Consider the following 22,484-nt stretch of genomic DNA (forward strand, 5'->3'; position numbering starts at 1 on the left):
TCTCCGGTTGTAGTTTCCCGATGAATGAACGCCACATCTACAAGGAAAGTCAGATGAAACATGCATTATTAAGCCCGCTGCTGGCGGGCCTGCTGCTGCTAACCGGCTGCTCACAGCCTGCCGCTCAGGCAGGGGGCGGAGGTGGCACTATCGACGCCATCAACCACACCAAATGGGCGATTAACCACTTCAGCGTGGATAACCAGTCGGGCATCGACATTATTGGCCCGTTCCAGGGCGGTGGCGGCGGTTGCTGCTACAGCGTGCCCGCCCGGTGGACGCCGGGTATGACGGTGCGTATTGACTGGGAAACCGGGGTTGGTGATACAGAAGGTTCCCCTGGATTTGGCGATGATGAAAAATATCTCGCCTGGGCTAAGAAAATGAAAGCCCAGAATCGCCAGCACAGCAAAACCGTCCCGGTACCCGACTATAACGGCCAGGATGTCTGCGGCATCACGGTGCACTTTTTGCCCTGTGATGACGTGAAGGTCACGACCAGTTGCTACACCTACGGCAGTCCGGCCTACCTGATAAAAGAGCCCATCAGGATGAAGGAGCCAAAAGACTGTCCGAGATAGCCTGTCTCCGGTTGTTGTTTCCCTATGAGTAAACGCCATATCTACAAGGAAAGTCAGATGAAACATGCATTATTAAGCCCGCTGCTGGCGGGATTGCTGTTGTTAACCGGCTGCTCACAGCCTGCCGCTCAGGCAGGGGGCGGTGGTGGCACCATTAAAGCCATCAACCACACCAAATGGGCGATTAACCACTTCAGCGTGGATAACCAGTCGGGTATCGATTCTATAGGTCCATTCCAGGGCGGCGGCGGCGGTTGCTGTTACAGCGTGCCCGCCCGGTGGACACCGGGTATGACGGTGCGTATTGATTGGGAAACGGGGGGGGGATATTCCATGGACTTTCCTGGCTATCAGAATAGGCAAAAATATCTTGCCTGGAAAAAAAACATAGATGCTCAAAAACGTCAGCACAGCAAAACCGTCCCGGTACCCGACTATAACGGCCAGGATGTCTGCGGTATCACGGTGCACTTTTTGCCCTGTGATGACGTGAAGGTCACGACCAGTTGCTGGTCACCGAGAAATGCCAACTACCCGATTAAAGAGCCCATCAGGATGAAGGAGCCCAAAGTATGTCCGAGATAAAGGAAACCGATTTAACCTGGGTGCCACCGCCATTTCCGGCGCAGGGGCGCCTGCCGAACCAGGCGCTGCAGGTGGGGCAGAGCCTCTATCAGCAGGACAGCGCCGAGCTGCTCTACCGTCAGGAGCTGTGCCTGGCCGCCGGACGACGCGTGGCCCCACCGTGCTGTAAAACGCTGCATATCAGCCTGTTTTTCGACGGCACCGGCAATAACCTGAATAATGATTTACTTCTGTCAAACCCAAAACACCCGACCAATATTGCCCGTCTGTTTCGTGCCACTATCGGGAGCGGTACGGCAGGTGGGGTACCGACCAACGATCAGAACGCGCTGTTAGATGCTGCTGAAGAAGGTGAGGGGAAATATTTTAAGTTCTATATGCCTGGCGTGGGCACCCCGTTCCCGGAAGTGAACGACCCGGACTATTCCACTATGGGTTTGGTGGGTGCCGCTAAGGGCGAGGAGCGGATTAACTGGGCGCTGCTGCGCATTATTGATGTACTGAAGTTTAGCGCCACGGAAAAGTGGCTGACTACTGCGGAGAGCCGCCGGTCTATCAACAACATGGGCACCAGCTGGAACCGCCTGTGGTTTGGTGGCAGCCACAACCGTTATGAAGAGTTCAGCCGCTTACTGAATGGTTTAGCCCCGCAGCTAAAGCCTTTGCTGACACAACCGGAGCCCGGTAAACCCAAGCTGTTGGGCATCAAGCTGTACGTCTATGGCTTTTCCCGTGGTGCGGCGGCGGCGCGTGCCTTTGTGCGCTGGCTGAGCGAGCTGCTTCCCCCGCCAAAGGCGGAAGGCGAAAATCCCCCGCAGTGCCTGCAAATAGGTGACATGCAGCTGCCCATCAGCGTGGAATTTCTCGGGCTGCTGGATACCGTGGCCTCGGTTGGAGTGGCGCACGTGGTGCCGATTGCCGAAGGGCATATGGGCTGGGCAGACGATTCGATGGAACTGCCGAGCGATGAAACCTATGGCGGGCTGATAAAAAAATGCGTGCACCTGGTATCCGGCCACGAGCAGCGCCTTTGCTTCCCGCTGGACTCGGTGCGCCGGGGTAACGGCAAATATCCGCTTTATGCTACCGAGGTGGTGTATCCGGGGATGCGTTCAGATATCGGCGGTGGCTATCCGCCGGGAGACCAGGGGAAGGCGAATGGCGAGGATGATGCTTTATTACTCTCACAAATTGCCTTGCATGATATGTATGCTTCAGCATTTTCCACTGGTGCACCACTCAAAATACCTCCAGCGATGTTACCGCAAGAATTAAACCAGCAGCTTTGGCGAGCGATGTCACCAGACTTGCAGGCGGAATTTGTAATAGATTCACCATTAGTCCATCGCTTCAACGCCTGGCGCGAACTCACCCTGAACTTGACCACGCCAGAAAAAATCACTGCTGAAGAGGCCGCCAGCTACAACCCGCCGCGCGCCAGCAGCAGCCTGGAAAGCCTCGTCGACAATCAGATTGCCTGGATCACCGCCTGGCGTATTGACCGCTATGCCAAAGGGACGCTGGTGGAACAGCGGTTCTATAAAGCGGCGACGGATAAGGAAGCATTACCTGCTGCGCGCAAGGCGGCAGAAGAAGCACGGGATGCAAAGCAGCGAGAGGTGCTCAAAACGCGTCAGGGTCAGATAGCCAAACAGCCCGCCGACCAGATGGACGATCTGGTGCTCCATCCGGGCGTCAAGGATTTTGATCCGAAGATGGATAAGCCCCAGCTGTTCGAAGCGGCGAAGGAGTTTGGCAAGGATTACCACGACGGCTACCGCATTCCGGATAATCTGGCGCAGGCGGTGCTGGATACCGTGCTGCAACCGATGATTTTCGTGCTCAATACCGATGATGAACCGCAGGAATACCGGCGAATAAAGGCTGACGGAGATGCCCGAGTGGCTGTCCTGTTCCCCGCCGCCGGCGAGGCCAGCAATGCGCAGCAGCCCGCCGGGCTGGTCAGGGCGCTGTTTGACGATCAGGTGCACGACTCGCGCGCCTGGTTTATGCACGCCGCGCTGGGGACGCGCGAGATGTGGGCCGGCTACTTCCGTTACCGCATGATTTACTTCAGCGACCAGTGCAATAAATCGCTGTCGCCACTGGTGATCGCCGGGAACGTGGTCGGGTTCGCCACCCTCGTCACGGGTGTGGCGCTGAGTTTCAAGCAAAAGAGCCTGACCGGCAAGCTGGCCGGCCTGGCCGCCACCGGCGCGGTGCGTTCGCTGCAGGTCGAGGTGCTGGACAGGCTTACCGGCCTGCCATTGCCGGCGCTACCGGGGGGCGAACAGCTCAGGGCCTTTACCAACGAACCGGGCGTGGTGGTCGCTCAGCAAAAAGCCTTTGTGGCACAGCAGCAGCAACTGCGGCTGGCGCGGGCGCAAGCCGCGATCCCGGCCAGTTGGTTGGAACAAGCCCTGGAGACAATCACCTGAGATCACGGAAGGAGATCACGATGAGTAAAGTTATCCGCAAAGGAGAGTGCCCTGCGGGAATATGGCGGCGAGGGAAGAAGAATGCGCCAACGGTTTGACCGCGTGAGCTTTACGGCACACTAAACCCTGGATGAGGAGGAATAATGGCCGCATTACAGAATGTACTTCATGCGTGTGGGGTGGATGAAGATGCCTTGCTGAGCCAGGCCCGGGCGCGTAGCGCTGACTGGGCGAACTGGTTGATGCCGGTGGCGGCGGATCGCCCTACGGGTGACGATCCCGGCTACGACGATGATTTCCAGCGGATCCGCGAGGAGGTTAATAAACTCTCCGGTATTGATACGGGATTGATTTGTGAACTGGCAGAAAAACTGCTGACCAACGTCTGTAAGGATCTGCGGGTGATCGGTTTTTACGTCTGGGCGCGTCTGCACCAGGATGGGGAAATCGGGTTGGCGCAGGGGGTTGAACTGTTGGCGGCCATGCTTGAACGGTTTGGCAACGAGCTCCATCCTCTGCGCGCTCGCAGCCGTCAATCCGCGCTGACGTGGTTGGCTAGCCGTCGCGTGACTGACAGCCTTGCTCTCTATCCTGAGGTGGATATGTCCGTCATGCAGCGCATCATGGGGGCGCTGTTATTGTCAGAACAGGCGTTTATCGCGCTGGATGAAGCCTCCCGCCCGGATCTTGGCGGGCTGTATCAGGCTTTAGATAACCGGCTGATCCAAAGCGGCGGGGCAAACACGCTGGTACCGCAAACCAGCCGTGAAGAGGGCGCGCCGGTTACCTCGGCGCTATCGTCAGCGCCGGCGTTGAATGCCGTGACGTCAGGGCGTGATTTGCTCGATCAGGCCAAAGTGTTGGCGAAATACCTGCGTGACCAGCCCGGTGGTTGGCTGGCCGGGCATCATTTGTTGAAAAGTGTCCGCTGGGACACGCTGACGGACCTTCCTCCTCTGGATGCCGCCGGTCGCACCCGCCTGGCCCCGCCCAAACCCGACAACAAAGCGCACCTCAAACGCCTGTTTTTGCAGAAAAGCTGGTTAGAACTGTTAGAGCATACGGACACGTTGTTGGCGCAGGGCGTTAACCACCTGTGGCTGGATGTGCAGTGGTATGCCTGGCAGGCGCTGGCGAAACAGGATCATGACAGCGTGCGTGCAGACATTCTCTGCCGTGATTTGAAAGGCCTGCTGGCCCGCCTCCCAGGGCTGGAAGCGCTGGCTTTCAGTGACGGCACACCTTTCGCCGATGAAGTGACGCTGAACTGGATAAATGAAAGCGTGCTCGATGACATAGCCGGATGGAAAGAGGAGTCGGTATCCGTCGTGGCCAGCAGCCACGATGATGTGCTGGCACTGGAGCCGGAAGTGCTGGCGAAAGCCGACAGCGAGGGTATTGAAGCCGCGCTCAACTGGCTTCAGGTTCAGCCGGGTTACACCTCCTCCCGGGATCAATGGCTGATGCGCCTGCTGATGGCCCGGGTGAGTGAACAGTACGGAAAAAATGACATGGCGCTGCATCTGCTGCGCGAGCTGGACGACAGTGCCGGCGCGCTTACGCTTGCGCAGTGGGCACCGGCGCTGATGTTTGAAGTCAAAGCCCGCCGGCTCAAACTGCTGAGAGGCAGATCCGGGCGCGGCGAAGTTGATAAAACCCGGCTGCAGACCGAAATGGATACGCTGCTTTCCGGGCTTATCGTGCTGGATCCCGCACGCGCAGTGGTGCTGTGCGGGTAACGCCTTTCGTCCCGTTTTTCCCCTCTCGTCCGGTTTCGGTTCCCCCGATCCCCGACAGACATTCAGCCACAAACAGAGACATTATGGACGACTTAACCCTGCGTTATTACGACGCTGAAATGCGTTACCTGCTGGAAGCCGGCGAAGAGTTTGCCCGCGCTCACCCAGAGCAGGCGGCAATGCTCAACCTCGATAAAGCGGGTGCTCGCGATCCGTATGTGGAGCGCCTGTTCGAGGGCTTTGCCTTCCTGATGGGCCGGCTGCGCGAGAAGCTTGACGACGATTTGCCTGAGCTGACCGAAGGGCTGGTCAGCCTGCTGTGGCCGCATTATCTGCGCACCATTCCGTCGATGTCGGTGGTGGAGTTCACGCCCGAGTGGCGCGAAATGAAAGAGACGATGCGTATTGTCAAAGGCTTTGAGGTGAACTCGCGGCCGATCGGTGAAAAGGGCACGCGCTGCCGGTATACCACCACCAAGGAAATAGATCTTCCGCCACTGGCGCTGGAATATGCCCGCCTGTCGACCGATGCGGAGGGCCGTTCGGTTGTTACATTGCGCTTTAACTGCAGCGAGCTGGCGGACTGGAGCCGTATCGATCTCCGCCATATTCCTTTCTATTTCAATGCCGATGCGCCGCTGGCCTGCGCCATGCATGAAGCGTTCACCCTAAATGTGGCCCGGATGGGGTTGCGGATGCCCGGCGATGTGGACTGCAGACCGCTGGAAGGGCATTTCACCTCGCTCGGGTTTGACGAAAACGACACGCTTTGGCCGAGGAGCAACGGCAGTTTCAGTGGCTACCAGCTCTTGCTGGAGTACTTTACCTTCCGCGAGAAATTCATGTTTACCGGCCTGCGTGGGCTGGAAACCGTGGCTTTTCCGGCTGAACTTCCCTGGTTTGAGATTGAGATGGTGCTGGCCGAACGCTGGGCGCATGACTTCAGCTTTACCGAAAAGCATCTGCGTCTGAACTGCGTGCCGGTGATCAACCTGTTCCCGCTGGAATCCGAACCCCTGACGCTGAACTCGCTACAGACCGAATACATGCTGCGCCCAATGCGCGTGCAGGATGGCCATACCGAGATTTACGCCGTGGATTCGGTTATCTCTTCGAGTGGCCATACTTACGTCCCGTTCTCGAGCTTCCGCCACAAAGGCGGGATGATGCGCCATGGGGCTCCCGAATATTACTACCACACCCGTGTGCGGCACGGCCCGTCCGGGTTGCATAACACCTGGCTCATCCTCGGCGGCGAAGCCTTTGATAACCACACCGTGCCCGAAGATGAGAGCCTGTCGTTGACGCTCACCGGCACCCACGGTCAATTACCGCGGCGTGCGCTGCAAAGTACGGTGCTGGATACAGTGATGAAAACCACCTCGGTCAGTATCAGCGTACGTAACCTTTGCGCACCGACGCTCCCGTGTTATCCGCCGGCACAGGACCGCTTTCACTGGCGTGTACTGAGTCATCTCGGCAGTGGTTTTCTTTCGATGATGGATAACGCCGACGTGTTACGCGGCACGCTCGCGCTGTATGAATGGACAGACAGCGAAATGAACCGCCGCCGGCTGGAGGCCATCATCGACGTGAAGCACAGTGAAATTGAACGCTTTGAACAGGGCTACCTGGTGCGCGGTGTGCAGGTTGATGTGACCCTCGACAGCCACGGTTTTACCGGAAGAGGAGACATCTGCCTGTTCGGTGAAATGCTGAGTCGCTTCTTTGCGCTCTACACCGACATCTACCTGTTTAATCGCCTGATTATTATTCTGCAACCGACCGGAGAGCGTCTGGAATGGGAAGAGAAGCACAATCGCCGCATTCCCGGCTGACCCCACGGCTGGAAGCCGACCTTAACCGCATTAACTTCTACCGTTTCTGCCAACTGCTTGAAAAACTGAACCCGGACAGGCCGTTACTGGGCTCCACCAGCCACCCGGCGGACGATCCGGTGCGCTTTGCTCGCCATCCAGGGATGGGGTTTCCGGCCAGTGAACTGAAAACCGTCGAATATGACGAAGACGATGACAGTAAACCCCCGGTCATCCGCACGACCTTCATGGGGATGTACGGCGTCGATTCTCCGCTGCCGACCGCGTATCTCGATGATATCACCCAGCGCCGGGAAGGGCATGAGGCGCTGCAGGGCTTTTTGGATATCTTCAACCATCGCATCCTGACACAGTTTTATCGCATCTGGCGCAAATACTCCTACCCGGCCACGTTCGAACCCGGAGGGACCGACAGCCTCTCGCAGTCACTGTTGGGTCTGGTAGGGCTGGGCATTCCCGGCACCGCAGAACATATCGCCACGCCAGTGTCACGCTTTCTGTCATTGCTTGGCGTGCTGCAGCAGCCCGGAAAAACCCAGGAGGGTATGCAGGCTCTGGTGCAGTTGCTGGCGCCGGATACCACCGTGCATCTCAGCCCTTACTGCCTGCGGCCCGTGGAGGTCAGTAAACCACTGGGCTTTTACGATGATGAGGATGTTCTGCTGGATGGCAACATGCCGCTTGGCGACGAAGTCATGGATGCCGGCAGCCAATTGCTGATTGCACTCACGACAGAGAACGAGCAAGAGGCTCGAGGATGGAAACCGGATGGGCTGCTGTATCAGGATTTTCTGGTCATGCTCCGGGTCTATCTGGGGTGGCGCTTTAAGGCAAAAATCACCCTGACCACCCAGACCCACCTGCTGGCGCTCCCTCCGCTAGGCGAAGGGCCTTTCTGGCTCGGCATGAATGGGGTGTTGGGCGCCGATGAGAGTGAACTTCCTGACGATATCCCGCAGGCCTTTACCACAGAACTGGGTTATTACACCGGCCTGCAGTCTGCAACACCACAACAAGGAAACCGACGTGTTACATACAAGTTTGCCTAAATCGGCTTGCTGGTTGCCGGCGCTGCTGGCGTTGAGTCTGACAGGCTGCGGCCTGACTCAGGGCGTCAGTGACGGCACCAAATCGGCCTTCACCGCTGTATTCTATAAAAAAATCAAGGTACTGCATCTGGACTTCACGGCCCGCGAAGCGCTCAACACCGACTCCCGCGAGAGTCATTCGCTATCGGAACCGGTCATGGTGCGAGTTTACCAGCTGAAAGATCACAAAGCCTTCGACAAGACGGTGTACCAGCAACTGCTGAAAGACGATGAGAGGGCGCTCGAGGCTGACCTGTTGGCCACACGAGAGGTCGTGGTGAAGCCAGGTGGAGATGCAACCCTCGACATGCCGATGGCTGAAGAGGCGAAATATGTGGCCGTGGTGGGATTATTCCGCCATCCGGATACGGTGAAAAATACCTGGAGGTTGACGCTGAATCGTGAAGAACTCGATCCGGACAAGGCCCGGGTGGTTGAGGCCGGGGATAACCATCTGACGCTGCTGCCGGTAAAGGATAAATAATGTCCCAGTCTCACCACTCGCCCTCGCTATATGAAATGCTTGCCGGTAATTTCTCAGGCGGCCTCGATTTACATCAGGTCAGTGAAGAAAATCAGGTGATCCTCTCCGTCCTCGACAATATGCAACGTATTCTCAACTGCCGCGCCGGCACGCTGGCGCATCTGCCGGACTATGGTCTGCCGGATATGACCAAAATCCTCCAGGGAATGCCCGGTACCGCGCATGAGCTGATGGGGACGCTGTCGGCGGTGCTGCTCAAATACGAGCCTCGGCTGAAAAAGATAGCCGTGATACTTCTGGAGCAGGAAATCCCTGGGGAACTGCGTTACGCCGTCGACGCGGAACTCAACGGTATCGGGCTGGTGCGCTATGGCACGGAGTTTAGTCCCGAAGGACGGGTGCTGTTACGCCATCTGAAGCAACAGCAGCATCTCGACAAAGCAACACGGACGTAAGGCCAAACATCATGTCAGTAAAATCACAGTTCCTCAAAAAGCTACAGTCCCGACACCCTACATCCGCCGCTTCAAACAACAAAAGTCAGATCGATATCGCCACATTTCGCTGGGGAATGGAACAGCTTCAGGCGCAGATGGACACGTGGCTGATGGAGACTGGGCTGAATGCGCAAACGCTGACGGCCTCCATGATGGATTTGCTGGTGGAGGGCGGCGCTTTTGAGATCCCGGCTATTGTTCTGCATTATGAAGATCGGGTAATAAAATTTATGCCGATATTTCTGTACGGCCAGGGCGTGATGGGGTGCGTGGAGGCGACTCTCCATACGGGGAAAAGCGTTATCGCTTTGGGGCGCCTGTTCATGCGGGCAGGCCACGTGAGCGACTGGACGTTTACGCCCCCGGGCTCGTTGTCCCACACCGGGGACGTCTTCGATGAAGAGACATTTTATCACCTGATTGCCGGCCTCCTGCCATAACAATCACCGCCTATAGTGGTAGACACATCAGATGGACAATGGGTCATGAATGACAGTATCCCTCGTAAAATCAAAACCGGCGGCGACCCGCGCACCCTGCCGGACTATGTTGCTTTGCGCGATGAACTGAACAAACTGACACACCCGGCTCGCCCGGATGTGGATTGGCATTATGTCGAAAATCGCTGCCTCTCGCTGTTTGAGCAAAACGGTGTGGAACTGCAGACGGCAGCCTGGTACACGCTCGCCCGTACGCAACTGGCCGGGGTAGTCGGTTTGAACGAAGGCCTGACAATGTTGGAAGCCCTGATTGGCCATCAATGGGGCGTCTTCTGGCCTCAGCCTGCACATGCCCGAATGGAAATTCTCAGCAGTCTGAGCCGGCGATTGCAGCAACGAATGCGCATGCTTCCGCTGAATTACGGCGACCTCAGCGAGCTGTATCGGGCGGAGCAATTGCTTACCCGTCTGGGCAACGAGTTGCAGCGGCTGGAGCTTAAACACCTGAGCCAGATCGAGACATTGCGAACGGTGCTGCACAACAGTGCTGTCCGGCTGGAAAACAGTGACGATACATCCGGTTTTGACACTGCGGGTATCGTGCTGTCTACCACGGCGATGAATGGGCCGGAAATATCGGCTGATGCTCTGCCCGGTGTCGCGGCCAGAGAGAAAAATGCCCCGGACAGTACGGTGAGGTGGGAGTCTGTGCCACAGCCGGAACATCAGCCTAATGTCGACATCATCGCGGCGATCCCGGTGCCCGCAACAAAGTGGGCGTTCTTCGCCGCCGGGATGTGTACCATGCTGGTGCTCAGCGTGGCCGCGATGTGGGGCTGGCCTTATCTTCATCGGCCTGATCCGCTACAGGCCCAGCTTGCCGCCTCGCTGGCGCCATTACCTGCACCTCTCACGCCTGAACAGCTGAATATATTCCGCCAGCAATCGCCGTTACCGCAAACGACACAAACACAGCAGCAGATTACCCGCCTGAGTGAACTTCCTCCTGACTGGAATATCGTCTACAGCCGGCAGCTCGTCGAACAGGCTCAAGCGCTGTGGCCTGAACGTATTAACCCTCTGATACAACAGTGGCAGCAACAGATTAATCTCTCAGTACTGCCTGTTGATGCATTGAATGGTTGGCATGAGGGAATGATCCAGCTTCAGGCGCTGGCCGATAAACTGAATGCGCTTGACGGCCAGAAGGGAAGATACATCACCGTCAGTGAGCTTAAATCGCAGGTCTTTGGCATGATGACAAGTTTCCGACAGACCGTTCCGGTGGAAGAGCAGTTTCGACAGTTGAGACAGTTACCTGAAGATTCACCGCTGCGTCAGCAGCAGCTTCTGCAGGCTGAGCAACACCTCCGGGCACAAATCTATTCGCTGGTTCAGGAAAAACACCGTGACTGATATAAAGGTGCCTGGCGTGCCCTTTGTTAAACAATGATTATTGGGTGATAACATGGTTACGATTTGCGTCGAAGGGGAAAATAAAACCCACCAAATTACGGACTGGACTTTATGGCCAGGAAATGACACAGGCGAGATTATGCTGAGCTGTCACTTTCGTGGCGGAAAAAAATATACTCGCCCGCTTTCTGTCTGTCAGATAACACCGACCAGGCTCCTGCGAAATGTTTTTCTCGAGCGGGAGGGATGTTCTGTCACCTCATTGACTCAGAGGGTTATTATATATGGTAATAAATACGCAGTTGTTTATTATCCTGGAAGTAATAAGCCTTACGTTATGAGAACACTGGGGCTCGATTTCCAGGTATGCTCTGACTTTACGGATCACGCCGCTTTTAATTATTTTATTCGTGTGGCTAATGACCGCATTTTTCATGCTCGTGGAAACGACAGGAGTATCGCTGAGAATGTTCTTCGGCAGCTCAAGAGTGTTGTTCCTCATCCGGATACGGCTCTGCATGCATACTGTACAGGGCAGAGTAAAAAACGCGAGTCTCCAGAGGGGATGATTTTCCCGTTTGGTCTTAATGAAAGCCAGTTACTTGCAGTAGAGCGGGCATTTTCTTCACAGGTTTCAGTTATCGAAGGGCCCCCGGGCACTGGTAAAACACAGACGATACTCAATGTTATCGCTAATATTTTGATTCAGAATAAAACGGTGGCAATTCTGTCCAATAATAACACTGCGGTCAGTAATATTTATGAAAAGATGGACAAGCAAGGGTTGGGGTATCTGATTGCCCGGCTGGGAAATGCAGAGAATAGACAACAGTTTTTTGCTACATCCGCTTCGCTTTCTGATGAGGCATTATCAGATTCGCCTCCGGCACGTGAAATTGATGATGTACTTCAGCAAGTGAAAAAACACCTGAATGCCATTAACCAGGTTGCTTCGCTGCAAGCCGAAATTAATGAGCTGAGTGTTGAATATGAATACCTGCAGCAATGGCAGGAACAGAATCCTTGGACGGAAGGTTCCTTTGCCGGCAGTTACCGCTTATCCACCCATAAAACAACCGATCTGATGGCCTACATTCATTATCTTTCCGATCGACGAATTGGGCTAAAAAATAGGGTTGACTTGCTGTTGAATTTCAGGATTCTGAGAGTAAAGCCGTTGGGCAATCAGGAGAAAAGACGGGCGCTTTTTACCTTTCTTCAATTATCTTATTATGAAAGAGCTATCCAGGAAAAGCAAAAGGCTCTGACTGAATGCAATGCGTTATTAGCGTCGGCTGATTTTACTTGTTTACTGGGCCAGCTTACATCGTTGTCCATGCTTTATTTAAAGAAACATTTGCGGGAGAGCATTTCAGCAACGTCCTCTTTTTCGGTGGATACATATCGGCATGACTTTGATAGTTTTATAAAACGCTTTCCTATTATCGGTAGTAGCACTCATTCGATTATTAACTCCATCGGTAAAGGTGCGATTTTTGACTATGTCATTATCGATGAGGCCTCGCAACAGGACATTGTTCCCGGCATCCTTGGGCTGGGGTGCGCACGTAATGTGATTATTGTCGGCGATCGCAAACAGCTCCCACATGTTCCGATATTACACCCGAACATACCACCGGCCCAGCACTATGATTGCGTAAAATACAGCCTACTTGATTCTCTTTGCATGCTATTCGGTGAAACGGCTCCGGTAACGCTTTTGAAAGAACACTATCGCTGCCATCCTAAAATTATTCAGTTCTGTAATAAGCAATTTTATGACAATGAATTGATCCCGCTGACGACAGATTCAGGCGAAGCCTCATTATCTTTAGTGGTCACGGCAAAAGGAAATCATACCCGTAACTTTTCAAACCTCAGGGAACTTGAATCCATTGAAGGGCATTACTGGGATGAGGAAAGCAGCAGAGGATACATTGCCCCCTATAATGCACAGGTTAATTTGGCTGAGACGGTGCTGCCGGCCGATTTTGTGAAATCGACGGTGCATAAATTTCAGGGGCGAGAGTGCGATGAAATTGTGTTTTCTACCGTGCTGGATAAGAAATGCGCTAGCCAGCAAAGTCGGAACATCGCATTTGTTGATGATCCTAATTTGGTGAACGTGGCTGTTTCCAGGGCCAGAAACAAATTTACGCTGGTGACCGGCGATGATGTTTTTGCAAATCACGGCAGACACATTGCCGCTCTGATTCGTTACATCAAATACTACGCTAACGACGGAGACGTTTTCGAGAGCCCGGTGATCTCCGCGTTTGATTTGTTATACAGCGAGTATGATAAATCATTGGAGCGGCTGAATAGCCGGTTGAATCCGGAGGATTCACGTTTTAAGTCAGAGCAGATCACAGCCAGTTTGTTGAGGGATATCCTGTCGCAGGAGAGCTACCGAAGTATGATGTTCCACTCACAGATAGCACTTAACCAGTTGGTATCATTGGAACAGGGAGATTTTTCCCCCAGAGAACTTTCCTTTATGCGTAACGGGGCCAGCTGTGATTTTGTGATTTACTATAAGGTCGGAAAGACCCCGGTAGGTGTTATCGAGGTGGATGGCGGTTATCATCAGGAAAAAGCTCAGATTGAGCGTGATGAACTTAAGAACAGCATACTGAAGAAATGTGATCTGCCATTGCTTAGGCTTCGCACGATAGACAGTGATATCACAGGAAAACTGGGTTCATTTCTATCAGGCCTGTCGGAGTAATCGGAGCAAAAGCTCAAGACGCCAATATCGTGTTCGGTATTACACGGCATTCTGTCGTTATTGATGAAAAGGGGCTAAAACCCCACAGAAAAGTTTGTGGTAAGATACACGAAAAGGCATAGAGGTGATCATATTGATTTTGTTAGCATAATCAGCAGATCGAAAAACTCTATGCCGGTCTTTTCTTGGGGCCTTAGCCAGTACGTCCTGTTGTCGTAGGGCGCATTCGCCGCTTATTTGCGGCCCAGCAGGAAGCCGAAAACGATGCCGACCGCTGCTGCAACGGCTACGCCGGCCAGCGGGTTGGCTTCCACCTGCGTTCTTACGCTGTCCGCTGCGTCACGGGCGGCATAGCTGGCCTGGGAGGCGTATTTGCGCGCCGCGCCGCGCACCTGATGCTCCGGCGAATCAACGGCTTTGCCGAACGCTTCTTGTACCGCGCCTGCGGCTTCATTGGCTTTGTCTTCCGCTTTACCAAACATGCTGCTCTCCTGTTCCTTGTGGGTTAACGAACACTAAGCCTAGCAGGTGAATGGCATTTTTTGCAGCATTCTGTGCGTTATAAGATCAATCTGAGCAAAGAAAAGTCTTTCCATACGCACGGCGTCGGCTTCACCCGCGCGTTTTTTTATGTTCTATTGGCTAGCGGTTTAACCGAGTATCTTTACCCTTTGACCGATTCGTTGAGTTGAAAGGACTCCCCATGTCAGTACTGCGTATTCTGGCGCTGTTCGCCGCGACCGCCGCCGCGTTGCCCGCCCTGGCCAAGCCGGCGGCTCACGGCATGGCGGTCGAGAACGGCATTCGTTGGCAATCTTGTCTCAACAGCGGTTTTCAGCGCTGGTTCGATGAGGCGCCACCGCCGGGGCTGCGCTGCGGTTACCTCGAGGTGCCGTTAGCCTACGCCACGCCGCCCGCCCATGCGGCGCAGGCGGGCGAACAGACCGTGCGTCTGGCACTGACCCTGCAGCCCGCCACCGGGCCGAAAAAGGGCAGCGTAGTAATGATCAGCGGGGGCCCAGGCCTGCCGGGCATCAACCCCTATCTGGGCAACGACGCCCACGTCGCCAAGCTGCGAAAATCCTACGACATCATCGGTTACGATCCGCGCGGCGTCGGTCAGTCGACGCCGAAAATCTCCTGCCAGCTGGCCGAAGGCGACGAAACCCCGACGCCGGACGATAACGACGTGGCCGGCGCGGAGAATCAGACGCGCACCCTGATTGCCGCCTGCATCAAACAGACCGGCGCGGACGTGTTGCAACACATCGGCACCGACGAGGCGGTCAACGATCTGAACGCAATCCGCCACGCGCTGGGCGAACCGGGGCTGACGGCGGTGGCATACTCTTACGGCACCAAGGTGGCGGCGCTGTATGCCGAACGTTTTCCGAAGAAGACGCGCGCGCTGGTGCTGGACGGGGTGGTGGATCTGGCGGAGGACGATTTCACCCAGCGCATGAACCAGGAGCGGGGCTTCCAGCAAAGCTTCCTGCGCTTCGCCGCCTACTGCGGCAAAACCGACAGCTGCCAGCTGGGCGGCGGCGCTAATCAGGCGCTGCAGCGCTATCATGCCTTACTGCGCAAGCTGCACGATCAACCGTTCGTTACCGCCGCGGGCTATGAAATCTCCGCCGACGATGTGCTGACGGTCACGCGTTCGCTGCTGCTGTGGCCGGAGCGCTGGCATGAGCTGGCGACCGTGCTGCGTCAACTCGATGCCGGCATCGCCGGGCAGCAGGTTTCCGATCTGATTGACGAAAGCTATTCGCCGGATGCCGATGACGCCCTGAACGTCATCACCTGCGCCGACGTCGCCAACCCGACAGCCGATCCGCAGCAGTTGCGCAGGCAGCGGCAGGAGATCAATACCGCCGCTTTGTACGCTCACTACCTGCCGCTACACGAGTATCCGCTGGAAATGTGCGATCTATGGCCGTACCGCGGCAAAGATCGGCCGCACACCCCGGTGGCGTCCGCCGCGCTGCCGCCGCTGCTGTTCGTCGCCCAGCGCTACGATCCAACCACGCCGTACCGCAACGCCCAGGTGATGGCCGCCGCCTTTAAAAGCCCGCTGATCACCCGCGAACGCGACGGACATACGCTGGCGCTGAACGGCATCGACAGCTGCGTTGACGAAAGCGTGGTGGAGTATCTGCTGGCGCCGAAAAAGCCGCGCCGCGACAAGGTTTGCCGCTGAGGAGGCCGGGGGCAGCCCGGCCTCTTTTCTTGTTTACCTCCGTTCTTTCGCCACTATTTCGTTGATAATGAAAGAAATTCAACACCGCTTTTGGTTATGACTCATAGCGATTAATGATTTAATTTATTCCACTGCCTCATTGCATATTGAACGAGATAAAACACTCATCAGGGATATCGACGTGAAATATTCATTCAATGGCAAGAAATTGGCTGGTTTAATCATCCTGGCTTTTAACGCGACGGTCGCACAGGCGGCCGAGGTGCCGGCGGGCGCTAAACTGGCGGCGGCGCAAGAACTGGTGCGCGCCAACGGGTATGAACCGGCGACGCTGGATCCAAACCTGGCCGAGAGCAATGTGGAGTTCTACATCTTCAACGATCTGTTCGAAGGCTTGCTGCGCGTCGGAAAAGACGGCGAAGTGATCCCGGCGCTGGCACAGAAGTGGGAGCACCAGGGCAACGTCTGGACTTTCCATCTGCGGCCGCAGGCCAAGTGGTCGAACGGCGATCCGGTCACCGCCGACGATTTCGTTTACAGTTGGCAGCGCCTCACCGATCCGAAAACCGCGTCGCCGTACGGCAGCTATCTGGCTTCGGCCTATGTGCTGAACGCGGCGGCGATCAACGCCGGCAGCAAGCCGCCGAGCGAGCTGGGCGTCAAGGCGCTGGATGCGCACACCCTGCAGGTGACGCTGTCGGAGCCCAACTCCTATCTGCTCAAACAACTGGTGCATTTTCCGGTCTTGCCGGTTAACCGCAAGGTGGTGGAGCAGTACGGCAAAAACTGGACTCAACCGGCGCATTTTGTCGGCAACGGCGCGTTCCGCCTCAGCCAGTGGGTGGTGAACGAAAAGGTGGTGGTGGAACGCAATCCGCAGTATTGGGATAACGCCAACACCGTGCTCAACAAGGTGACGTTCTTGCCGATACAGGGATTCCCGGAAGTGGCGCGTTTTCGCGCCGGCGAGGTGGAATTGGGGTATACCACGCCGCCGGAGCTGTATCAGCAGCTGAAAAAAACGCTCGGTGAGCAACAGCTGGTGACCTATCCGCTGCTCTCCACCAGCTATTTCGCCTTCAACAACCGCCAGGCGCCGTTCAACGACGTGCGGGTGCGTCAGGCGCTGAATCTGGCGCTGGATAAAGAGATCATCGCCGGCAAGGTGCTGGGATATGGCCAGCAGCCGGCCTGGACCTTTACCCCAACGGGGGCGGGCGGCTATCGCCTGCAGCCCGGCGCCGCGGCCGGCTGGACGCCGGAACAACGGCACGCCCAGGCGAAGCAACTGCTGGCGCAGGCCGGTTTCAACGCCGAGCATCCGCTGCGCTTTACCGTGCTGTACAGTAACGACGCCACCATCAAGAAGATCGTCATCGCCGCCGCCGCCATGTGGAAAAAGAACCTCGGGGTAGAGGCCACCTTGCAAAGCCAGGAGCGTAAAGTGACGCTGGATAATATCAACCGCGGGCAGTACGGCGTGGCCTTTACTCGATGGCTGGCGGATTACAACGATCCGTCTACTTTCCTGAACGTGTTCCGTTCCGACAGCAGCGAAAACAGCCCCAAATACCGCAATCCGGAGTACGACCGCATTCTGCATCAGGCGACGGCGGCGCCGACACCGCAGCAGGTGCAGCAGTATTTCCAGCAGGCCGAGGCGGTGCTGGCCGTCGATACGCCGGTCGCGCCGGTGTACTACGAAGCCAACGCCACGCTGGTCAAACCTTACGTGAAGGGGATCGACTTTACCCGTCAGGGCGCGCTATACGATAAAAACGTCTACATTCTCGCGCACTGAGAAATAAAAAAACGGCTGATTTATATCAGCCGTTTTTATAGATTCACATTTAATAAAATTATCCTAAATACTCCATAAACGACGGGCAATCTTTTCTTCCCGCCGGATAAAACAACGCCTATACTGCGCCGGTAGTTTATATGCAGTATCTCGTTTGGCGAGGCTCCTATACAAACACAGGTTACTGATCTGACGACATCGAGAGATGCCCAAGGTTAAGACAGGCTTTATCGGATTAAGGTTCAGCCCAAAGTAACTTCCGAGCAACAATTCGGATACGTTGTATAGTGCTAAAACCTGGACGCGGAGATAGGCAGTCTGCACTCCCTCTGTGGTTACGCCCCTATGCGATTCGCTGTTGAAGTTCACAACAGAAATAGGGACTGACAAAATGATCAAGTCACATCAATACTCTTCTTCTCCGGCGCTGCGCGCGACTGAAACTCTCGATGAAACTTCAGTTGCCGGTTATATGAACGCCGATTTTATTACCGTTCCCGCGACGATGACGGTCACGCATGCCCGGGAATATTTACTTTCGCAGCTAAAAACGGACGAAATTCCCACCCGGGTCTTTATTACCGCGGACGACTATCATTTGCGCGGCACGCTGTCGGTGAAAAAACTGCTGCAGTGCGACGATGAGGATAAAGCGGTCGGCGTAATGATGGATTACAGCTATTTCCAGGTTTCACCCGACGACGATCGCAATGACGTGGCGCATCTGCTGGGCAAAGGCGGTTTGGACGTGGTGCCGGTCGTGGCGAACAACACGCTGGTCGGCGTGCTGGGCGAGCGCGAGATCGCTCGGCTGGTCGAAGATGAAAACACCGAAGACGCGCAGCGTCAGGGCGCGAGCCTGCCGCTGGACAAGCCTTATCTGGAGACCAGCCCGTGGGCGCTGTGGCGCAAACGCTCGGTGTGGCTGCTGATGTTGTTCGTGGCCGAAGCTTACACCGGCAACGTGCTGAAAGCGTTTGAAGATCAGCTCGAAGCGGCGATTGCGCTGGCGTTCTTCATCCCGTTGCTGATCGGCACCGGCGGCAACAGCGGCACCCAGATCACCTCGACGCTGGTGCGTGCTATGGCGCTGGGCGAGGTCAGCCTGCGCAATCTGGGCGCGGTGATCCGCAAAGAGGTCACGACCTCGCTGCTGATCGCCGTCACCATCGGTCTGGCGGCCTGGGTGCGCGCCTGGATCATGGGCGTCGGCATGGAGGTGACGCTGGTGGTCAGCCTGTCGCTGGTGGCGATCACCGTGTGGAGCGCCATTGTTTCGTCGATCATTCCGATGCTGCTGAAACGGCTCGGTATCGATCCGGCGGTGGTGTCGGCGCCGTTTATCGCCACCTTTATCGACGGCACCGGCCTGATTATTTATTTCAAAATCGCCCAGCACGTCCTGGGAATTTAAACGGGTCCCGCGCTTGAAAGCGCGGGAATGTTGCCAAAAAGAGGAGGACGTTAAAAAACCATGGATACCGACCAACCCCGATATTTAACGCAAGGGGCTTTTATCGATAACATTTAACCTGAGGACAAAATAATGGGAAACATGACTATTTTTATGGGATTCCTGGCAATGATCAGCTCGCTGGGCCTGTTGGCGGCCTATATGAGCACCAAATGGGATGATTGATGAACGCTAAAGATCCGCCTAGATGCATCCTCCCCGTAACCGCTATTTATTATGGGGAGGATTTAGTGGCGCGCTGAACGCGCGGCCTGATACGGGAGTTGATAATAATGACGATTCTTATTTTGGGATTGCTCTACGCCATTTTAATGATCTCGGTGGGCGTTAATGAGATTTATTTTTATTCCACCGGAAAATCCAATTTTCTTACTAGCCTCATGCTGACATTCTCTGGCAGTATGCTGCTGATCGCCTTTGTCTGGCAATTATCCGCTAAAGTAAAAAAATAAATCACCGTCTGAATGTGAGCAGCATCATGCAGAATGAAAAACAGGCCGTGGCCAGAAACTCGATGATTGCCAGCGGGGTGCTGGCCACGGGCAAATTCGTCGCCGGCATTTTTACCGGCAGTATTGGCCTGATATCCGAAGGGATCCACTCTTTCACCGATTTTATCGCCACCAGCATCACCTGGCTGGCGGTGCGCATCAGCGATAAACCCGCCGATGACGATCACCACTTCGGCCACGGCAAAGTGGAAAACCTGGCGGCGCTGTTCGAAGTGCTGTTGTTGCTGGGCGCCGCCGGTTGGATTGTCTATGAGGCGGGCAGCAGCCTGCTCGGGCAACCGCATGAGATCGTCGCGGCGCCGGTGGTGATCGCGGTGTTGCTGATCTCCATCTGCGTCGATTTCTTCCGCGTGCGGGCGCTCAACCGCGTCGCCAAAGCCACCGACAGCGCGGCGCTGGAGGCGGATGCGCTGCATTTCTTCTCCGACATGCTTTCATCCGGCGTAGTGCTGCTGGGCATGGTGTTTGTGCTGCTAGGCTTTGGCCGTGCGGACGCCATCGCCGCGCTGATCGTCGCCGGTTTTATCTTTGTCGCCGCAATCAAGCTCGGTAAACGCTCCTTCGACTCGTTGATGGATACTGCGCCCGCCGGAGCCACCGAAGCGATTCGCGCCACGCTGGACAGCTTTCCGGCGGTGCTGGCCTGCGACAGCGTGCGCATTCGCAACGCCGGCGCCGTAATGTTTGTCGAGATCACGGTGGCGGTGTGCCGCACCTTGCCGCTGGAGCGCATCGATACGTTGAAGCGAGAAATCATCGAACGGCTGCGGGAGCAGTACGCCAGGGCGGAATTCACTGTCATCGCGGTGCCGCAGACCCGCAGCGACGAAGACATGGCGACGCGCATTCGGGCGATTGCCGCCAACCACGGCGCGCAGGTGCAGAATGTGACCTTGCAGCAGTTGCCGACGCGTATGGCGATCGGCATGGATTTGGCGGTGCCGGCCCACGTCAGCGTGGCGCAGGCGCATGACATCGCCACGGAGATAGAAGGGATCCTGCGCCAGGCGATCGGCGAAGACACTGAAATAGAGACGCACCTGGAGCCGCAGACGCCGCACTGGCTGACCAGCGAGGATGTCGATGCGGTGGAGCTGGCCGCTATTCGCCGTATCCTGCAATCGGCGCTGGAGCAGGGGGAGAATGTGCAAGACGTACACAACATCCGTGCGCGCAAGACCGACGGCGGCATCATCGTCAACTTCCACTGCCGCGTGTCGCCGGTGGTAACCATCGCCGCCGCGCACGATGCGGTCGATCGGGTCGAGCGGCGGCTGCGCGCGCTTTATCCGGCCATCACGCGCGCGATAGGGCACGTCGAGCCGATCAAGCCCGGCATTTGAATCAGCGCGGCCAACTGCGGATAGAGCACCGCGTTGGCCAGCAGCAGCGGGTTGCCGCGCCGCAGCCCGTTGTTGTGCATAAAGTCATTCGCCACGCCGCCGGCTTCGCGCGTCAGCACCAGTCCAGGCAGACTGTCCCAGGCATTCATGTGCGGTTCGTAATAGCCCAGCAGCCGTCCGGCGGCCACCTGGGCGGTCATCAACGCGCCTGAGCCGCTGCGCACAAACATTCCTCCCGCCTGCAGCAGGCGACAGAGAAAGCCGCTGAATTCCTCCGCCGAGGCGCGCGGTGATATCCCGACGCCCATCACGCCATCCGCAACGCTGCGCCCGGCATGCACGCCTATCGGTTCCCCGTTGAGGAAGGCGCCGCCGCCGCGGCAGGCGCGGAACATCTCGCGGTGGTTGGGATCGTAGACCACACCGATCGTCGGCTCGCCGTCGATCACCACGCCTATCGCGATACACCAGGTATGCAATCCGTTCAGGAAGCAGGCGGTGCCATCGATAGGATCGACGACCCAAACGCAGGCGGCGTGCTCGCCGCTGCTGCCGCTCTCTTCGCCGAGAAAGCCATCCTGGGGAAACCGGCGATTGATCATGCGGCGGATCAGCGCTTCGACGCGGCGGTCGGCTTCGCTGACCACGTCCTGCAGCCCCTGTTTAAACTCGACCGCCAGGCTTTGCCGCCGTTGATAAAAACTGAAAGCGAGATCGGCGGCGGCGCGGGCGATCTCACGCGCGAAGCGGTAGCGCGTTTCGATATCCTGTGGGGAAAGTAACGGCATGGCAGGCTCGATAACAAAGAATGAATCGACTTACTCTGCCATAAAAGAATGAACGTAATGTGTCGTTCAACGCGGCGGATAATAAAAACGTAGCAGTATCAGGGCGTCGTGGGCTGAAAGCGGTTCGGTCTTGGCCTCGGCCGGTATTATCGAGCGCCAAAACGCCAGCCCGCGCGGATTATCCTGGCTGACCGACAGCGACCAACCGCCGGGATGCTGCGCGAACAAGGAATGAGCGGCCCGTTGTCCCAGCCCGTTGCGTCGCCATTCGGGTTTGATGTAGAACTCCGCCATTTCGACGGTGGCGCTATCCAGGCGCCTGACCAACGCGAAACCGGCCGTTTGTCGATCGCTCAATATCAAATAAGGGTAGCGGCCGACCTCGCGCCAGTAGAGCGGCAGATAGGGGTAATCTCCATCGGCGCCCAACTCGCGAAGGCAATCGGACAGCATGGCCGCCAGCAGTGGCCGCTGCGAGAGTGAGGCTTGCTCAAGGGAAAATGCCATGTCGCACTCCATCAAAAAACAGGCC

The 22,484-nt window shown here is 56.4% G+C and carries 20 protein-coding genes and 1 riboswitch; of the genes, 17 read left to right on the forward strand and 3 right to left on the reverse strand.

Annotated features, from left to right (window positions below):
- The first annotated feature begins 53 nt into the window (after positions 1 to 53).
- From tli1 (ACJ8J5_RS05485) to ACJ8J5_RS05535, 11 genes are all read left to right on the forward strand, one after another.
- Positions 54 to 581 (forward strand): T6SS immunity phospholipase A1-binding lipoprotein Tli1-KP, encoded by a 528-nt coding sequence (gene tli1 / locus ACJ8J5_RS05485; protein WP_089180375.1) that lies wholly within the window; start codon positions 54 to 56, stop codon positions 579 to 581.
- Positions 582 to 638: 57 nt separating this feature from the next.
- On the forward strand, positions 639 to 1,166 hold the full coding sequence (tli1, locus tag ACJ8J5_RS05490) for a T6SS immunity phospholipase A1-binding lipoprotein Tli1-KP (RefSeq protein ID WP_414104477.1): 528 nt from the start codon (positions 639 to 641) through the stop codon (positions 1,164 to 1,166).
- Positions 1,154 to 3,604: a T6SS phospholipase effector Tle1-like catalytic domain-containing protein gene (locus ACJ8J5_RS05495; RefSeq protein WP_442520470.1), complete on the forward strand. Its 2,451-nt coding sequence runs from the start codon at positions 1,154 to 1,156 to the stop codon at positions 3,602 to 3,604. Before tli1 (ACJ8J5_RS05490) ends, ACJ8J5_RS05495 begins: the two co-directional genes overlap by 13 nt.
- Positions 3,605 to 3,747: 143 nt before the next feature.
- Positions 3,748 to 5,343, forward strand: coding sequence for a type VI secretion system protein TssA (tssA, locus tag ACJ8J5_RS05500; RefSeq protein WP_173888747.1), 1,596 nt, complete (start codon positions 3,748 to 3,750; stop codon positions 5,341 to 5,343).
- A gap of 83 nt (positions 5,344 to 5,426) precedes the next feature.
- Positions 5,427 to 7,181 carry a type VI secretion system baseplate subunit TssF gene (tssF, locus tag ACJ8J5_RS05505; protein ID WP_173888749.1) on the forward strand — a complete coding sequence of 585 codons (1,755 nt, stop codon included), beginning with the start codon at positions 5,427 to 5,429 and terminating at the stop codon, positions 7,179 to 7,181.
- The gene (gene tssG, locus ACJ8J5_RS05510) at positions 7,145 to 8,230 is read left to right on the forward strand and encodes a type VI secretion system baseplate subunit TssG (RefSeq protein ID WP_334273573.1); all 1,086 of its coding nucleotides are present in this window, start codon (positions 7,145 to 7,147) and stop codon (positions 8,228 to 8,230) included. The genes tssF and tssG overlap by 37 nt, the downstream gene beginning before the upstream one ends.
- Positions 8,208 to 8,753 carry a type VI secretion system lipoprotein TssJ gene (gene tssJ, locus ACJ8J5_RS05515; protein WP_099817242.1) on the forward strand — a complete coding sequence of 182 codons (546 nt, stop codon included), beginning with the start codon at positions 8,208 to 8,210 and terminating at the stop codon, positions 8,751 to 8,753. Before tssG ends, tssJ begins: the two co-directional genes overlap by 23 nt.
- On the forward strand, positions 8,753 to 9,208 hold the full coding sequence (tssE, locus tag ACJ8J5_RS05520) for a type VI secretion system baseplate subunit TssE (protein ID WP_099817243.1): 456 nt from the start codon (positions 8,753 to 8,755) through the stop codon (positions 9,206 to 9,208). The genes tssJ and tssE overlap by 1 nt, the downstream gene beginning before the upstream one ends.
- 11 nt (positions 9,209 to 9,219) lie before the next feature.
- Positions 9,220 to 9,690, forward strand: coding sequence for a hypothetical protein (locus ACJ8J5_RS05525; protein ID WP_099817244.1), 471 nt, complete (start codon positions 9,220 to 9,222; stop codon positions 9,688 to 9,690).
- Between the two features lie 45 nt (positions 9,691 to 9,735).
- Positions 9,736 to 11,106 carry a VasL domain-containing protein gene (locus ACJ8J5_RS05530; RefSeq protein WP_173888753.1) on the forward strand — a complete coding sequence of 457 codons (1,371 nt, stop codon included), beginning with the start codon at positions 9,736 to 9,738 and terminating at the stop codon, positions 11,104 to 11,106.
- Positions 11,107 to 11,158: 52 nt separating this feature from the next.
- Positions 11,159 to 13,834 (forward strand): AAA domain-containing protein, encoded by a 2,676-nt coding sequence (locus ACJ8J5_RS05535; RefSeq protein WP_414104478.1) that lies wholly within the window; start codon positions 11,159 to 11,161, stop codon positions 13,832 to 13,834.
- Positions 13,835 to 14,067: 233 nt separating this feature from the next.
- Here ACJ8J5_RS05535 and ACJ8J5_RS05540 read toward each other — a convergent pair whose 3' ends face one another.
- Positions 14,068 to 14,316, reverse strand: a complete 249-nt coding sequence (locus ACJ8J5_RS05540; protein ID WP_016927634.1) for a CsbD family protein — start codon at positions 14,314 to 14,316, stop codon at positions 14,068 to 14,070.
- A gap of 221 nt (positions 14,317 to 14,537) precedes the next feature.
- Here ACJ8J5_RS05540 and ACJ8J5_RS05545 point away from each other — a divergent pair, with 221 nt between their 5' ends.
- The 6 genes from ACJ8J5_RS05545 to ACJ8J5_RS05570 all read left to right on the forward strand — a co-directional run bounded on the left by ACJ8J5_RS05545 (position 14,538) and on the right by ACJ8J5_RS05570 (position 21,164).
- A complete protein-coding gene (locus ACJ8J5_RS05545) occupies positions 14,538 to 16,034 on the forward strand; it encodes an alpha/beta hydrolase (RefSeq protein WP_025302921.1) in 1,497 nt (498 codons plus the stop codon).
- Positions 16,035 to 16,215: 181 nt separating this feature from the next.
- Positions 16,216 to 17,835 carry an ABC transporter substrate-binding protein gene (locus ACJ8J5_RS05550; protein ID WP_043143549.1) on the forward strand — a complete coding sequence of 540 codons (1,620 nt, stop codon included), beginning with the start codon at positions 16,216 to 16,218 and terminating at the stop codon, positions 17,833 to 17,835.
- 142 nt (positions 17,836 to 17,977) lie between these two features.
- Positions 17,978 to 18,151: riboswitch (M-box (ykoK) riboswitch) on the forward strand.
- A gap of 75 nt (positions 18,152 to 18,226) precedes the next feature.
- Complete coding sequence (locus ACJ8J5_RS05555) at positions 18,227 to 19,249, forward strand: magnesium transporter (protein ID WP_025302916.1); 1,023 nt, start codon at positions 18,227 to 18,229, stop codon at positions 19,247 to 19,249.
- Between the two features lie 132 nt (positions 19,250 to 19,381).
- On the forward strand, positions 19,382 to 19,474 hold the full coding sequence (gene mgtS, locus ACJ8J5_RS05560; RefSeq protein ID WP_004938109.1) for a protein MgtS: 93 nt from the start codon (positions 19,382 to 19,384) through the stop codon (positions 19,472 to 19,474).
- Between the two features lie 107 nt (positions 19,475 to 19,581).
- Entirely contained in the window at positions 19,582 to 19,761 is a 180-nt protein-coding gene (locus tag ACJ8J5_RS05565) for a hypothetical protein (RefSeq protein ID WP_025302915.1), read from the forward strand.
- Positions 19,762 to 19,787: 26 nt separating this feature from the next.
- The gene (locus ACJ8J5_RS05570) at positions 19,788 to 21,164 is read left to right on the forward strand and encodes a cation diffusion facilitator family transporter (RefSeq protein WP_060433122.1); all 1,377 of its coding nucleotides are present in this window, start codon (positions 19,788 to 19,790) and stop codon (positions 21,162 to 21,164) included.
- On the opposite strand, the gene ACJ8J5_RS05575 is transcribed toward ACJ8J5_RS05570, so the two are convergent.
- Positions 21,107 to 21,952, reverse strand: coding sequence for an inositol monophosphatase family protein (locus tag ACJ8J5_RS05575; RefSeq protein ID WP_173888759.1), 846 nt, complete (start codon positions 21,950 to 21,952; stop codon positions 21,107 to 21,109). The two genes, ACJ8J5_RS05570 and ACJ8J5_RS05575, sit on opposite strands and share 58 nt — an antisense overlap.
- Positions 21,953 to 22,018: 66 nt before the next feature.
- A complete protein-coding gene (locus ACJ8J5_RS05580) occupies positions 22,019 to 22,459 on the reverse strand; it encodes a GNAT family N-acetyltransferase (protein WP_141998144.1) in 441 nt (146 codons plus the stop codon).
- Between the last annotated feature and the right edge of the window lie 25 nt (positions 22,460 to 22,484).

The organism is Serratia sp. CY43202 (assembly GCF_052168755.1).
In the GTDB taxonomy this organism is placed as follows: Bacteria; Pseudomonadota; Gammaproteobacteria; order Enterobacterales; family Enterobacteriaceae; genus Serratia; species Serratia bockelmannii.

Coding starts and splice junctions, on each gene's coding strand:
- tli1 (WP_089180375.1), top strand. CDS start 54: ATGAAACATGCATTATTAAGCCCGCTGCTGGCGGGCCTGCTGCTGCTA.
- tli1 (WP_414104477.1), top strand. CDS start 639: ATGAAACATGCATTATTAAGCCCGCTGCTGGCGGGATTGCTGTTGTTA.
- ACJ8J5_RS05495 (WP_442520470.1), top strand. CDS start 1,154: ATGTCCGAGATAAAGGAAACCGATTTAACCTGGGTGCCACCGCCATTT.
- tssA (WP_173888747.1), top strand. CDS start 3,748: ATGGCCGCATTACAGAATGTACTTCATGCGTGTGGGGTGGATGAAGAT.
- tssF (WP_173888749.1), top strand. CDS start 5,427: ATGGACGACTTAACCCTGCGTTATTACGACGCTGAAATGCGTTACCTG.
- tssG (WP_334273573.1), top strand. CDS start 7,145: ATGGGAAGAGAAGCACAATCGCCGCATTCCCGGCTGACCCCACGGCTG.
- tssE (WP_099817243.1), top strand. CDS start 8,753: ATGTCCCAGTCTCACCACTCGCCCTCGCTATATGAAATGCTTGCCGGT.
- ACJ8J5_RS05525 (WP_099817244.1), top strand. CDS start 9,220: ATGTCAGTAAAATCACAGTTCCTCAAAAAGCTACAGTCCCGACACCCT.
- ACJ8J5_RS05530 (WP_173888753.1), top strand. CDS start 9,736: ATGAATGACAGTATCCCTCGTAAAATCAAAACCGGCGGCGACCCGCGC.
- ACJ8J5_RS05535 (WP_414104478.1), top strand. CDS start 11,159: ATGGTTACGATTTGCGTCGAAGGGGAAAATAAAACCCACCAAATTACG.
- ACJ8J5_RS05540 (WP_016927634.1), bottom strand. CDS start 14,316: ATGTTTGGTAAAGCGGAAGACAAAGCCAATGAAGCCGCAGGCGCGGTA.
- ACJ8J5_RS05545 (WP_025302921.1), top strand. CDS start 14,538: ATGTCAGTACTGCGTATTCTGGCGCTGTTCGCCGCGACCGCCGCCGCG.
- ACJ8J5_RS05555 (WP_025302916.1), top strand. CDS start 18,227: ATGATCAAGTCACATCAATACTCTTCTTCTCCGGCGCTGCGCGCGACT.
- mgtS (WP_004938109.1), top strand. CDS start 19,382: ATGGGAAACATGACTATTTTTATGGGATTCCTGGCAATGATCAGCTCG.
- ACJ8J5_RS05565 (WP_025302915.1), top strand. CDS start 19,582: ATGACGATTCTTATTTTGGGATTGCTCTACGCCATTTTAATGATCTCG.
- ACJ8J5_RS05570 (WP_060433122.1), top strand. CDS start 19,788: ATGCAGAATGAAAAACAGGCCGTGGCCAGAAACTCGATGATTGCCAGC.
- ACJ8J5_RS05575 (WP_173888759.1), bottom strand. CDS start 21,952: ATGCCGTTACTTTCCCCACAGGATATCGAAACGCGCTACCGCTTCGCG.
- ACJ8J5_RS05580 (WP_141998144.1), bottom strand. CDS start 22,459: ATGGCATTTTCCCTTGAGCAAGCCTCACTCTCGCAGCGGCCACTGCTG.